Annotated in this window: 13 protein-coding genes; 3 read left to right on the top strand and 10 right to left on the bottom strand. The window is 48.7% G+C overall.

All coding sequences use genetic code 11. The annotated features are described in order from the left end of the window. Positions 1-143: 143 nt before the first annotated feature. Positions 144-839: a tetratricopeptide repeat protein gene (locus MJ611_RS11470; RefSeq protein ID WP_250429927.1), complete on the bottom strand. Its 696-nt coding sequence runs from the start codon at positions 837-839 to the stop codon at positions 144-146. Positions 840-918: 79 nt separating this feature from the next. Continuing rightward, positions 919-1,644 carry a tetratricopeptide repeat protein gene (locus tag MJ611_RS11465; protein WP_250429926.1) on the bottom strand — a complete coding sequence of 242 codons (726 nt, stop codon included), beginning with the start codon at positions 1,642-1,644 and terminating at the stop codon, positions 919-921. Positions 1,645-1,886: 242 nt separating this feature from the next. Here MJ611_RS11465 and parS point away from each other — a divergent pair, with 242 nt between their 5' ends. Both parS and MJ611_RS11455 read left to right on the top strand, forming a co-directional pair. Beyond that, on the top strand, positions 1,887-2,315 hold the full coding sequence (gene parS / locus MJ611_RS11460; protein ID WP_250429925.1) for a type II RES/Xre toxin-antitoxin system antitoxin: 429 nt from the start codon (positions 1,887-1,889) through the stop codon (positions 2,313-2,315). After that, positions 2,312-2,773 (top strand): RES family NAD+ phosphorylase, encoded by a 462-nt coding sequence (locus MJ611_RS11455; protein ID WP_250429924.1) that lies wholly within the window; start codon positions 2,312-2,314, stop codon positions 2,771-2,773. Before parS ends, MJ611_RS11455 begins: the two co-directional genes overlap by 4 nt. Positions 2,774-2,794: 21 nt before the next feature. Here MJ611_RS11455 and MJ611_RS11450 read toward each other — a convergent pair whose 3' ends face one another. The 5 genes from MJ611_RS11450 to MJ611_RS11430 all read right to left on the bottom strand — a co-directional run bounded on the left by MJ611_RS11450 (position 2,795) and on the right by MJ611_RS11430 (position 9,068). Further along, positions 2,795-3,313, bottom strand: coding sequence for a GNAT family N-acetyltransferase (locus MJ611_RS11450; protein WP_250429923.1), 519 nt, complete (start codon positions 3,311-3,313; stop codon positions 2,795-2,797). Positions 3,314-3,321: 8 nt separating this feature from the next. Further along, positions 3,322-4,698: an MBL fold metallo-hydrolase RNA specificity domain-containing protein gene (locus MJ611_RS11445; protein ID WP_250429921.1), complete on the bottom strand. Its 1,377-nt coding sequence runs from the start codon at positions 4,696-4,698 to the stop codon at positions 3,322-3,324. Positions 4,699-4,799: 101 nt separating this feature from the next. Further along, a complete protein-coding gene (locus MJ611_RS11440) occupies positions 4,800-6,680 on the bottom strand; it encodes a M1 family metallopeptidase (RefSeq protein WP_250429919.1) in 1,881 nt (626 codons plus the stop codon). 178 nt (positions 6,681-6,858) lie between these two features. Next, positions 6,859-7,458, bottom strand: coding sequence for a hypothetical protein (locus tag MJ611_RS11435; RefSeq protein WP_250429917.1), 600 nt, complete (start codon positions 7,456-7,458; stop codon positions 6,859-6,861). Positions 7,459-7,679: 221 nt separating this feature from the next. Continuing rightward, positions 7,680-9,068 carry an MBL fold metallo-hydrolase gene (locus tag MJ611_RS11430; RefSeq protein ID WP_250429915.1) on the bottom strand — a complete coding sequence of 463 codons (1,389 nt, stop codon included), beginning with the start codon at positions 9,066-9,068 and terminating at the stop codon, positions 7,680-7,682. Between the two features lie 347 nt (positions 9,069-9,415). On the opposite strand from MJ611_RS11430, the gene MJ611_RS11425 reads away from it, so the two are divergent. Continuing rightward, the gene (locus tag MJ611_RS11425; protein WP_250429914.1) at positions 9,416-9,817 is read left to right on the top strand and encodes a hypothetical protein; all 402 of its coding nucleotides are present in this window, start codon (positions 9,416-9,418) and stop codon (positions 9,815-9,817) included. Between the two features lie 50 nt (positions 9,818-9,867). Here MJ611_RS11425 and MJ611_RS11420 read toward each other — a convergent pair whose 3' ends face one another. The 3 genes from MJ611_RS11420 to MJ611_RS11410 form a co-directional block, all read right to left on the bottom strand. Then, positions 9,868-10,911: an N-acetylmuramoyl-L-alanine amidase family protein gene (locus MJ611_RS11420; RefSeq protein ID WP_250429913.1), complete on the bottom strand. Its 1,044-nt coding sequence runs from the start codon at positions 10,909-10,911 to the stop codon at positions 9,868-9,870. 402 nt (positions 10,912-11,313) lie between these two features. After that, complete coding sequence (locus MJ611_RS11415) at positions 11,314-11,712, bottom strand: DUF983 domain-containing protein (protein ID WP_250429911.1); 399 nt, start codon at positions 11,710-11,712, stop codon at positions 11,314-11,316. 144 nt (positions 11,713-11,856) lie between these two features. Then, positions 11,857-12,735 carry a helix-turn-helix domain-containing protein gene (locus MJ611_RS11410; protein WP_250429910.1) on the bottom strand — a complete coding sequence of 293 codons (879 nt, stop codon included), beginning with the start codon at positions 12,733-12,735 and terminating at the stop codon, positions 11,857-11,859. Positions 12,736-12,749 lie beyond the last annotated feature (14 nt).

Here is a 12,749-nt window from a genome sequence, read left to right as displayed (position 1 = left end):
GAACAAATATAGTAAAGTATGTATAATTAAAAAGTCGTTATCTGATTTCTCCCACCTACACTTACCCGACTCTACAGGGAGAGCTGTAAACAATAAAAAAAGCGCCCGTTTCTGAGGCGCTTTTTCTAAAGAAGTTTAGATCACTAATTATTTTTGAACAGGCCGGTGGGGTCCGGCATTTTCTCCATCAACTGGCCCAGGTAAGCATAATCCAGGTGCGACAGGTCTATTTCGCGGGCCTGATGCAGGAGTTTCCAGGCCTCGTCATACTTCTTCTCGTAATACTGTTCCCTGGAGAGCGTGTACAGCGCGTACGCATTTTTAGCATCTGCCGCAATAGCCCGCTCCAGGTATGATTTGGCCTGCTTGAGGTTCTTTTTCTTGTTCTTCTCTGTGTAAAGTGTCAGGTGCGCAGAAGCAACATCAGATAAGAGCAACGAATTGGATGGCTGGAGCGTTAGCGCCTTTTCGTAATATTCTATTGCCTCTGCCGACTTGCCTTTAGCAGCCGTTACCAGGCCAAAAGCCCAGTAGGTATCGCTGTTATCCTGGTTCAGGAGCCAGGCAAGGTTAAAACGGTAAACGGCTGTATCTACCTGGCCTTCGTTAAAGAACTCCCAGCCACGCTGCATAAAGAAGTTGCTTGCCTCCTGGCGGGTGGTAAAGCTGGCATCACAGCTGGCCAGAAAGCGCTGGTCTTTCAGTTGCTGCTCTTCGGTTTTCTGGATCTTGCCAAACATTGGCAGCACCTTCGGGTCAGGCTGGGCCTGTTGTTCCTGGGCCAGCGTAAAGGTAGTGGCAATCAGGAAGGCCACAGCCGAAAAAAATAACTTCTTCATGTAAAGGTCAGGTAGGTTAGGTTCTACTAGTGCGTAAGTTGAACGCTAAAAATAACCTAAAAACGATACAATTGCAAGATTACCTGACGCTCTTGCGGTCGTACACCCCCAGCGGATCCTGTTGTTTCTGCAAAAGCGCAGCGATAAAAGTCCTGTCGGCCGCCTGCTGGTCCTGCTTTAGGCTCTTGTGCAGATACTCCCAGGCCTTGCTGTAATCACGTAGATAGTAATTGCTGATGGCCAGTTTGTAATAAGCGTCAGCTCTATCCGGGGAGAGTTTAACGGCTTTTTCGAGCAGCTTTTTGCTTTGCAGGAGGTCTTTGGGGTTACTATCTACATAAAACCTGCCCAGGTGACTGGTAGCGATGTCTGTGAGCAGGCGTGGATTCTGCTTGTCCTGCTCGAGGGCTTTGTAGAGCACAAACAGCGCTTTGTCGTATTGCTTTTGCTCTCCATAAACCAACCCATAGCCCCAGTAAATATCTTTATTCGTGCTGTCGATCAGCCAGGCGCGGCCAAACAGGTAGTGTGCCGAATCGAGCTTGTGTTCGTTAAACGTGCGCTTTGCATTTGCCACGTAGTAGGCACCTGCTTTGTGCCGCGATTTAAAACGTTTAATGTTTGTTTTTATAAACCGGTCCTGCTGTTGCCGTGCCTTTGGGGTTTTAGGTTTTTCGAGGGCTACAATCTGTGCCATTGTTACCTTCTCCCTGCTGGGCCACTGGCTTTTTTTCTGTAGAGTATGGTGGGTGTTGCAGGCGCTGATACCAAGTATGATCAGAACTGCCACTATCCAGTTGTGCATGTTTGTCTGTAGTTTAGCACTAGTAACGACACAGCGGCTGCTAAAGTACAGCAAACGGCAAGACAGGAGCAAATACTTTCTATAATGAAGGTGCAACTGCGTTTGATGCCATACTTGCCATAGCTTTCCAGGTTGGTACTGTTTTCTACTTATACTTCCTGCTCCCCCAAAACTTTTATTGCGACAATTGGCGTTATTTAATCGACAACTTTCGTATATTTGATAAAACAAACACCACAGGCATGGGACGAGCATTAAAAACAAGCGATAGCCTCAGCTATAAGCTCATCGACGATAAAGATGTATTTATGCTGATCAGCACGGTACGGGAAGGGATAAAGTATAACATGTTCCAGAACATTGCCGACAAGAGCCCTTTCAGCACCAGTGAGTGGTCTAATTACCTGCACCTGTCTGAACGCACCTTTCAGCGTTACAAAAAAGAGAAGCGCACCTTCGATCCGCTCCATTCCGAGAAGATACTGGAGATTACACTGGTTTACAATAAAGGTATTGAGGTGTTTGGCGATAAAGACAACTTTGACGCCTGGCTGGAAGCCAAAAATGTTGCCTTGGGCGGTATCCGGCCAAAAGAGTTGCTGGACAGTACCTTTGGCATCGGCCTGCTTCGCGATGAACTGATGCGTATCGAGCACGGCGTATTGGCATGATCGTATACCGCCTCAGCAAAGGCATGTACCGCAACGACCTCTCCGGAAAAGGCGCCGAACTGGCTGGCGGCCGCTGGAACAGCAAAGGAGTGGCCATGCTCTACACCAGCGAGTCGATAGCCCTTTGTACCGTGGAAGTGGCCGTGCACATGCCCTTGGGTATAGTGCCGAAAGATTACCACCTGGTGCAGATCGAGATTCCGGATGATGTGTCTATCTCGGAGATCAGAGAAGATACATTGCCTGTCGAGTGGAAGTCGTTTCCGCACCCGAACGTAACACAGGAAATGGGCGATAACTTTGTGGCTGCTTTCGAGCACCTGGTGCTGAAAGTGCCCTCTGCTACTGTACAGGGAACGCACAACTACCTCATCAACCCAAGACACCGCGAATTCAGCAAAGTACAGGTGGTCGACACAATTCCGTTTGAGTTCGATAAGCGGCTGTTTATTAAGTAGCAGTTTATACTTGAATCATGTCTACTTCTCAATACTTACACGCCAGTAGTAGAACAAACTATTCTCCCGAAATTTAGCAAAGCCGTTCTTTTCCAGCACCCGGATAGAGGAGAGGTTATCTTTGGCTGTTTCAGCCCATACAAGTTTAACTTTAGGGTGTTGCTTTGCCCATTGCAGGAATGCAGCCACTATTTTGGTCATCCAGCCTTGTCCTGCAAACTCCGGGTAAACCCCATATCCAATCTCAATTGCTCCTGTCGCATCCGGTCCCTGCTTTACCATCAGCTCAGCCACCACCTGGTTTGTAGCCTTATCTACAGCCAGCCAACGCGTGTGGAAGACAGCCTCCTCAGCAGTTGCAGCCCTTAAGCGTGGCAGAACCACCTTGTCATTTATCTCCTGCAGCACGTCCGGGTTAAAGAGGGTTTTGTTGTTCACGCCCAGATCGGCTATGATCTTCTCCGGCTCCTTGTTAAACACAACCACCTGCGCCTCGGTAAGCGGGATGAGTTTGATCTCGTCTGTTTCAAATGTTTTCATACCGATGGCTATAGTTCGTAAGTCGTCCCCATTTCAGCAATTGTTACCGGCCAGCCCAGGGTGTCGGTAATTTTCAGACGCAACGCCTCCAGTGCCTGCGCTTCGCCGTGATTGAGAAACACCTGCTGCGGCGCTTCCTTAAAATGCGACAGCCACCAGAGCAGGTCCGACTGGTCGCCGTGTGCCGAGAGCGTAGATATCTGCCGGATTTCGGCCTGCACCTGGTAGTAACCGCCCTGCATCTTGATCTCGGTTGCTCCACTGCGCAGCAGGTTGCCGCGTGTGCCCGGCGCCTGGTAGCCAACTAATAAGACTGTGTTTTTGGAATCCCCTAACAGCTGCTCCAGGTAATAGAGTACGCGGCCGCCTGTCACCATGCCGCTACCCGCTATAATGATCTTAGGACCGGCTTTATCAAGCACGTGCAGGGTCTGCTCAAATTCCCGGATCACATGCACGTTGTGCATCATGGTGCGGCACTCGGCATCCGACAAATTGTGCCAGTCGCGGTGGTGCAGGTAGAGCTCGGTAACGTCGATGCCCATGGGAGTGTCCAGGTAAATAGGGATAGGAGGGATGCTGCGGTCTTCGCGCAAAGTATTCAATAATAGAAGCAATTCCTGCGCCCGCTCCACCGCAAAGCTCGGAATCACCAGTACGCCTCCTTTCTCAATGGTATGGTTTACTACCTCCTGCAACTCATCATAAGGCGAGACCTGCTCGTGCAATCGGTCACCGTAGGTAGACTCCAGCACCAGGTAATCAGCTTCCTTTATGAAAACAGGCGGGTCCATCAGGATCGGCGTACGCCGGCCCAGGTCGCCGGAGAAAACAAATTTGCGGCCCTGACACCTGAGCTCTACGATTGCCGAACCCAGTATATGGCCGCTTTTACGGAAGCAGAACTTAAAGTCTTCGTTAATGATCACCCACTCGTTGTCGTCATGCGTCTCGAAGAGCGGCATGGTAAGGTCAACGTCGGGCAGGGAATAGAGCGGCTTGGCCGGGTGGTGCTTTGAGAAGCCCTTTCGGTTAGCTTCGGCAGCATCTTCTTCCTGAATTTTAGCACTGTCGCGAAGTATGATTTCGGTCACGTCGCGGGTAGGCGTGGTGGCATAAATGGGTCCGTTGTAGCCGTTCTTCACCAGCACCGGCAGGTAACCGCAATGGTCGAGGTGACCGTGCGTGAGAATGATCGCGTCCAACTCTTCTGTATTTATCGGGAGCTTCTGCCAGTTCAGCAAACGCAGTTGCTTGAGCCCCTGAAACATGCCGCAGTCGATGAGGATCTGGTACTTGTCTGTTTTAACAAGGATTTTGGAGCCTGTTACGGTACCGGCACCGCCTAAGAACCGAAGCTGCACAGAAGAGGAGGTATCGATCATAGTTTTATACTTTTGGGTGTGGCTTATTGCATAAACTAATATACGCTTTCAGCGCACAAGTACATCAAAAAAGCAGCCTTTTCGGAGCTGCTTTTCTGGGGTTATTGCGGTTGGGTTACCTGGTATAAGTTGTTACGCTTGTTGCTGTCCGGCACATGGGTGCCTTTCAGTTCCAGCTGTTTTACAGCCTTCTGTGGTTTAAAGCTCAGCAGCACGGTTTTGTTTCCTTTCTCCCACACCTCCACCGTTTTATGAATGGTGAAAGTGGTGTTATCGGCATACGTAATCACCAGGTCTACCGGCACCGGCTTGGTGCCGACAGACTCCACTGTAACCTGGTACTCGCCGTTCTGCTGCTGCACGTTAGCAATTGCTAAATCGGGGTAACCTGCATCGAAGAACCAGCGTTGCCAGAACCAGTTAAGGTTACGGCCCGAGCCGGCGTTTATGGCGTTGAAGAAGTCGTAGGGTTGCGGGTGCTTGCCCTGCCACTTTTCGATGTAAAAATGCAGCGCCTTTTCGAAGAGCGCATCGCCCAGCATGTCCTTTACATACAGGTAGCCGAGCGCCGGTTTAGGGTAAGAGTTGAGGAACATGGAAGTGCCGCTTTGCTGCGTGGTCAGCGTCGTGATCGGTAAATCGACCTCGGTGCCTGCTGCAGCGCCATAGGGAGCCACACCGTAGTCGTCTACAATTTTCGGATCGATGATAGGAGAGATGATCCACTCACCTATCGTGGCCCAGCCTTCATCCATCCAGCCATACTTGGTTTCGTTTGTGCCCAGGTAAAATGGAAACATCGTGTGGAAGATCTCGTGGTCGGTAAGCATGATCACATCAGCACGATCCTCCATTGGGTTGTCGTTTACCATCATCGGGTACTCCATCTGGTCCAGCCCCTGGAACACGGAGATATGCGAGTATGGGAAAGGCCATTTCGGGAACGTATAGCTCATGGCCTCTACGATTTTACGGCCAAAGTCTACCACTTCGTAAAAGTCCTTTTGCTTAGGCAGGAAAGCGGCATCTACGCGGGTGCGGCGTTTGGTTTTCGGGTCCACTACCAGGCTGGTCGACTTCCACATGTAGCGGTCGCTGGTGGCAAAGGCAAAATCAACTATATTTCTTGCTTCAAACTTCCAAGTGTTGGTGGCGTTTTGTGCTGTGATGTCTTTGCGCTTCAGATCGGTGCTGTCGATCACGGTGATGATCTTGTCTTTTTTCTCAGCCTCCTGCAGGCGTTTCACATACTTTTTCTGCAGCACCTCCGAAGCATTCTTCAGATCGCCGGTAGCCCAGACCACAAAATTCTTTGGTACCGTCACCTCAAAGTTGAAGTTGCTGAAGTCGTTGTAAAACTCCTGTGAGCCGTTGTAGGCAAAGCGGTTCCAGCCATCGATGTCGTCGTAAACGGCAATGCGCGGAAAGAAGTAGGCGATAAAGTGCGAACCCTCGTCTACCTGACCGGTACGGTTATGCGAGCCCTCATTTAAAGTATAACTGTACGTGATGGATACTTTAGCTCTGCCTTTCGGAGCCAGCGGTTTGATGGTTACCGGCATGTTGGTGCCGTCGATGCGCAGCTTGGCAACATCCTCGGCCTGCTGGTTTATACTTAGTTGCTGGATCTGAACGCCGTCGGTTACATCTTTCGGATCTATACTTCGGGCGCGGGCAGCTCCTTTCTTGTAAAAGTTCGGGTAGAGCTTAAACCAGATCTGCCGGAGCGTATCGGGGCTGTTGTTCACGTAATCAATAGCAACGGTGCCGGACAACTGGCGGGTATTCGGGTCAAAATTGAGCTTGATCGTATAATCGGCCGAGTTCTGCCAGTAGTTTTGCCCGGGTACGCCGCTAGCGGAGCGGGTGCCTTTTTCGTAAGCCTGCTGGATATTGCGCGGCATGGGCAGTTGCTCCTGGGCAAAGCCGCTGGCGCCGACGGCCAGCAGGGCAGCGGTAAGTATAAGCTTTGTGTTGAACATGTAGTTGAAGTGAAACAAAGTATAACGGGCAAGTTATACTTTTAAGCTGAACACTTCACTTGCGTACATATAATTCTAAGAAGAGAGGTGGTAGTAGGCACTACCGTTAAGGGTGTTGTTTAACCAAAAGAGCCACGCTGTTAGGCAGGTGGCTCTTTTGGTACCGGGACTGTTTTGTTTATTCTCCGCTTGTGCCTCTGCCAGGCAGGTAAATCTGCAGACCTAAAGCTAAAGCAAGACCGCCGCCACCAGAACTATCACCAATATCAGCTTTGGTATAGGTATAGCCTAGAATAGGTTCTATAGACACATTTCGCGCAATAAAATGAGCATATCCAAACCGGATACCTATCACAAAAGAAACCGGCTCATCGTCCGCACCTTCAACCGAGCTACCAGCTATACCGACTACGCCTTCCTGAAAAATACGCCCCGATGGCCCACCGCCCTGAGTATAGTAATAACGAACAAATGGTGTAATCCCGTACCGGAAGTTAGTTTCTTCATCAAGGCTCTCCAAGTTTGCAAGAAATTCTGCGCCCAGAACAAAGTTTTGACCAATGAAATAACCAGCCCTCGGATTGACAAGCAGACTATAAGTATCGGTGCTGAAGTTGTAACCAGTTGAACCAATTATGGCACCTACCAGCCAGTTGCCTTTAGCTATGGACACGTCTGCCTCACCGGGTGCTGAAGTTGCGGGTAGTTGAAGGGTATCCTGTGAAATGGCCTTTGTAGAAGCTGTAAACAGCAATAGGAGTAAAAGTATTGTTCTCATAATCTCTCGCCCTCATCCGCTTTACTTAAACATCATTTTAATATTGTTTACCGTTGTAACGGCAAGTAATACCTAATGTTTAAACAATTGAGTGACAATAGGTTACTAACAAGTGACAGTAGCCTGAAAAGTGGTGATCGGAGAGATGGTCTGACACTAGTACTTTTAAGAATAAAATCTACCTCTTTTCACGGGAAGCACGCAGAAGGAGGTAGGGCTTATTAAAGCTCATATATTTTATTCATCTCCGCCACCGTTACCGGCCAATCAAACTCCTGTTCTATTTTCTGCTTCAGCGTTTCGGCAGCGTCGCCTTCGCCGTGGTTGAGAAACAGCTGCTTTGGCGCCTCTTTGAAACGCTTCAGCCACCACAGCAGGTCCTTCTGGTCGCCGTGGGCAGAAAGGGAACCGATCTGGCATACTTCTGCGCATACTTTATACTTCTCATTGTCTATCTCGATCTCCGCTGCATTGTTGCACAGTTGGTGTCCGCGTGTACCCTCTGCCTGGTGCCCTACCAGCAAAACGGTATTTTTCTCGTCGCCCACCAGCTCCTTTAGGTAATGCAGTACGCGGCCACCAGTTGCCATACCGCTGCCGGCTATGATGATCTTGCTTTTAGGTCCGTTCTCATCCAGCACGGTAAGGGTTTCGCTAAAGCTCTCCACGATGTGTACATTTTCAGTGAGCTTGTTTGTTTCGGACTCGGAGAGGTTGTGCCAATCTTCGTGCTCCTGAAAAACCTTGGTGATGTTGCTGCCCATCGGCGAGTCGAAGTAAATAGGCAGGCGCGGAATGCTCCTTTCGTCCATCAGGTTGTTAAGCAGCATGATGATTTCCTGCGCCCGTTCCACAGCAAAGCTCGGTATCACCAGCGATCCTCCTTTTTCGTGTGCTTTGTTTACCACATCCTGAAGCGCCTGGAAAGGAGACACACTGTTATCATGCAATTTATTTCCGTAGGTAGATTCCATCACCACGTAATCTGCGGTGTGGATGCGGGAAGGTGGGTCAAGTATAAGCGGGTCGCGCTGGCCGATGTCGCCGGAGAATACGAATCTCCGTTCCTGGTACTCCAACTCAACGGAAGCAGAACCGATGATGTGGCCGCTCTTCTGGAAACGGAGCTTCAGATCATCTTTGATACTGATCCACTGGCCGTCTTCATGGGTTCGGAATAATTCCATCGTCTGCGAAACGTGCTTATTGCGGTAAAGGGGCCGGATCGGTTTCTTTCCTTCCCGCAGCCGTTTGTTGGCTTCCCGTGCATCTTCCTTCTGAATTTTAGCGCTATCTCGAAGTATGATCTCGGTGATGTCGCGGGTAGGAGTGGTGGCATAAATGGGACCTGTAAATCCTTTCTTTATCAGCGCCGGAAGATAGCCCGTGTGGTCAAGGTGGCCGTGCGTCAGGATAACGGCATCCAACTCAGAAGGCTTAAAAGGTAGCCGCTTTACTTTGTTGAGCTTTCGCTCCGATTTATTTCCCTGAAAAAGACCGCAGTCGATCAGAATTTTATACTTGTCTGTTTGCAGCAGGGTCTTGGAACCCGTTACAACGCCAGCCGCACCAATAAACTGCAGCTGCATAGGAGAGGTGTTGTTTGCCATAAAAGCGGTAATACTGATTAAAATAAGTTAAAGCGGGTGCTTCAAAATTGCATTGGTTAGGTGAGGTTTAATACGTGACAAAGCTGCTGTAGGTAGCATTTCGGGTATATTATTTACTGGATGATTTGTCAGAGGCTCTTGTCTGGCTATCTGGGTAAGTATAAAACATAGACCCGAATGTCTTTCAAATTGCATCAAATAAAGCCGGTTAGAACAGGAATCGAATCAGAATCAGTCTTTTAAATAGCAAGGTATGGGTTAGTATAGCTCCGGGGCGACTAACTAATGAGAGGGCCTCACGTAGCTAAGTATAGTACACTCTTTTGTAAATTAAACCATAATAAGCTATGAACAACTTTGTATTACTGTATCGATTTGATGATAAAGAGCAGGAGCGTAGCTTTGAGCAAGGCTTGGCTAAAGACTTTCCACGGCATAAAATGGTAACAGATGCAGGCTTTAAGTACTTTGGCTTTGCTTCAAAATCTGAGCCCGGCGTTGTAGACGTGCTGGACGGTATCCTGAACGGAATGGGCATCGGGGTGAAAGGAAATTTTGGCCAGCGCGATTATGTAGCGCTGTATTTCTCCAGAGAAAAAGACCCGGATAATGTGAAGCGGCAACTGCTCATAGGCACCGACGAAATGGTAAACAAAGATGCCGAAACAATGTCGGCCGATGCGCACCGTAACGCAATTATCAACTTGCTGAAGTATGATTTCCTGAAAGCGGAGCAGCAGAAGAAATAACGCATAGTTGAAAACAAAAAGAGCAGGTACTTCATCCTGCTCTTTTTGTTTTACTTCGATTTATAGTCGTTGATGATGCCGTCGGCGATCCAGTTAGCCAGGGCCTGCCTGTTATCGGCAATAACGAAGCGGCGCTGGTCGAGGCTGTTGCGGATGTTGCCTAGCTCAATAAAGACATTGGGCGGGTAGCTGTACTTAACCTCGTAGAGGCTACTCCGATGCGAAACGCTGCCAAAGTAATCGCGGTTGGGCTGGTAGCGCTTGTACTTAGACGTAAATACCTGATGTATGCTTTTTGCCAGTTTCTCGCCGGACGCGCTGTTCTCGTGGTGGTAAAAGAACACGTCGATGTTTTTACCTATGCTGCGGCTGTCCACATGGATTGAGAGCATGCGCTGGTAAGCACCTTTGTGTTTGTAGTATAACTGGTTGATGGCAGCAGTGCGCTCGCGTAAGCGGTACTTCTGGCTCGTGGATATCTTTTTGCCTCCGTGGTGCTCCTCATCGTAGTCCATTTTAAGCACGCCTTCGTCCCGGATACCGTCGTTCTCATCCTGCACCACCATGTAAACCGTAGCGCCATACTCCATCAGCCGGCGGGCCAGCCGGATGGTTACATCATAGGCATACTCATCCTCAGCAAGCTCGTAGGGGCCATACTTGCCTACCGCTCCAGGGTCCGGACCACCGTGGCCTGAAGAGAGGTAGTACACAGCACCTTTCAATGCCTGGCTTCTTACTTCTATCCGCTCATACTTGTCTCCAAAAAGTGGTACTTTAAGTACGCGTGAAGAGTTGGAAGTTTCTACACTGGCTGTTTTGGCTGTAACAGGTTTTGTTTTTGAACCTGCCGCTGCTGAAGTTACCGGCGGTAGAAGATATTTTTTGCCTACTACCAGGCTATTGTTGTCACCAATCTTATCCTGGTTAAGCTCCAGAAAATGCTTTAAATGCTCCGACGGATTGAGCCCGTGGCGACGAAGCAACGTATAAATTCCATCTCCAGGCTTGGCAATTACATGCAGGTAATTGCTCTGGCTATAAGCCTGCAGCGTACTAACAATCAGAAATAAAAAAAGTAAAAGTTTTCGCAAAACAATATATGTTTATTGATGGATCAGACAGATCGAAGCCAAGCAGCAACGTGCTTACGACGAGGCGTTGCTGTTATAATATCAAATATAGTAATTTATAAGTTTAACGGGAACATTTGGCGCTTAGTATATTCATGAAGCGGTTACTAGGCCAGCTACTCCCTTGCGCCTTTACGGAAGTTGCCCTGCAGGGTTAAGCTGGGAATTACAGGAAAACGGGCCTAAGAGGGAAGAAAAAAGGTGTTAACAGACGTAATTCAATCGTTCTGAAGCAGGTAGCAACAAAAGAAAAAAACAAAAAAATTGCCTCCCCCAAACTAAAACTTGTAGTTGGAGAGGAGGCAAAATGTAATAATTGCTTTATCTGAAAAACTCCGCTATCAGGGTAAATAACAACCCGGATTATAGCTGAGCCTTTTGTTGCTTACAAGGGCCGGCGTACCGGACAAAGAAATTGATCCAGATGCTGCGCGACAGCCTGAAGTTTAACGGGAGCAAGGCAACCACAGATATTACCAGCGCAACGATCATCATAAACATCGTCACTTCTTCTGTAAGCAGGCTCAGCGCGATCCATACTGCGATAAAGATAGCAGTGCTGAAGCCGTAACTCACAAACATAGCCCCATAGTAAAAGCCCGTTTCCGGCTCAAAAGGCTGGCCGCAGCAGTCGCATTTTTCATGCATGTCTGAGAACTTGCGAAAATTATAAAGCGTGCCTTTCGGAAACATGTCACCATCATGGCAACGGGGGCACTTGGTATTCAGAATGCTATAAAGCGTGGTGTCTCTCCAACTCATCTCTTACAAGAACTAGTGTACTACAAAGGTATGCAAGCATCATACCGGAAGTACTGGACTTATACTCCCAAATACTGCACAAATGTACCTCCGCATAGCAGTACGGTTTTAACTGGTAAGTGCATCAGAAACCCTGGAAATAAATCAGCTGTGGGTATTTCTGAATTGCTCTGGCGTTTTGCCTACATGCTTTTTAAAGAAGCGAAAGAAGTACGCATTATCAAAGTATCCCAGTTCCATGGCCACCTGCGACACGGTCAGGTCGGAATGAACCAGCAACCTTTGCGCTTCCAGTACAAGGCGCTCCTGTATCAGTTCGGTTGGGGTTTTGCCTGTGCTCCGTTTGCTGATCTCGTTGAGCTGTTTAGCGGTCAGGTTCAATTCTTCAGCATAAAAGCTTACCGGCTTATGTTCTTTGTAATAGCGATCAATCAGGTTCTCGAGTAGTTGTAACTGTGAAAGCGAGGAAACGGCAAAGAACTCCTCTTTGTAGTGCAACCTGTACATGCGCGTAAGGGAGATGAGCAGGATATCGAGGTAATCCCGAAGCACGTCTTCTTTCAACAACTGTTGCTGTATAAATTCATGCTGCATACTGCCTACCAGCCCCAGTAGCAAATCGCGCTCAGGTATTCCAAATGTAAGCACCGGGCTGTGCAGCAAGCCATTGAAAAAAGGAAAAGAAAACAGCTTTTTGTGCGGGTAGGTTAGCAAGTAAAATTCAGGCGTAAAGAACAGGATAAAGCCATCCGTATCATCAGAAAGCTGCCAGCTGTGTACCTGTCCGGGTGCCATGAAGAACACTGTATTGGGCTCCACCTGGTACTCTTTAAAGTCAACCGTATGGATGCCGGTGCCCTGCGTGATGATCAGCACGATGAAGAAGTTGTGCTTGTGCGGTTTCTGTATAAACTTATGGGCTTTCAGGTGTGCAGCAAAAGAGCTGATATAAAAATAACATTCCTTCTGCCGACGGGCATCAAAGTCCTGAATCTGGTAAGTGGGTAAATATTCTTCGGCCATTTGATAAAAGCTTA

Source organism: Pontibacter ruber (genome assembly GCF_023630205.1).
In the GTDB taxonomy this organism is placed as follows: Bacteria; Bacteroidota; Bacteroidia; order Cytophagales; family Hymenobacteraceae; genus Pontibacter; species Pontibacter ruber.
Note: the sequence above shows the minus strand (reverse complement) of the source record. Positions and strands in the feature narration are given on the sequence as shown.

Coding starts and splice junctions, on each gene's coding strand:
- MJ611_RS11470 (WP_250429927.1), bottom strand. CDS start 839: ATGAAGAAGTTATTTTTTTCGGCTGTGGCCTTCCTGATTGCCACTACC.
- MJ611_RS11465 (WP_250429926.1), bottom strand. CDS start 1,644: ATGCACAACTGGATAGTGGCAGTTCTGATCATACTTGGTATCAGCGCC.
- parS (WP_250429925.1), top strand. CDS start 1,887: ATGGGACGAGCATTAAAAACAAGCGATAGCCTCAGCTATAAGCTCATC.
- MJ611_RS11455 (WP_250429924.1), top strand. CDS start 2,312: ATGATCGTATACCGCCTCAGCAAAGGCATGTACCGCAACGACCTCTCC.
- MJ611_RS11450 (WP_250429923.1), bottom strand. CDS start 3,313: ATGAAAACATTTGAAACAGACGAGATCAAACTCATCCCGCTTACCGAG.
- MJ611_RS11445 (WP_250429921.1), bottom strand. CDS start 4,698: ATGATCGATACCTCCTCTTCTGTGCAGCTTCGGTTCTTAGGCGGTGCC.
- MJ611_RS11440 (WP_250429919.1), bottom strand. CDS start 6,680: ATGTTCAACACAAAGCTTATACTTACCGCTGCCCTGCTGGCCGTCGGC.
- MJ611_RS11435 (WP_250429917.1), bottom strand. CDS start 7,458: ATGAGAACAATACTTTTACTCCTATTGCTGTTTACAGCTTCTACAAAG.
- MJ611_RS11430 (WP_250429915.1), bottom strand. CDS start 9,068: ATGGCAAACAACACCTCTCCTATGCAGCTGCAGTTTATTGGTGCGGCT.
- MJ611_RS11425 (WP_250429914.1), top strand. CDS start 9,416: ATGAACAACTTTGTATTACTGTATCGATTTGATGATAAAGAGCAGGAG.
- MJ611_RS11415 (WP_250429911.1), bottom strand. CDS start 11,712: ATGAGTTGGAGAGACACCACGCTTTATAGCATTCTGAATACCAAGTGC.
- MJ611_RS11410 (WP_250429910.1), bottom strand. CDS start 12,735: ATGGCCGAAGAATATTTACCCACTTACCAGATTCAGGACTTTGATGCC.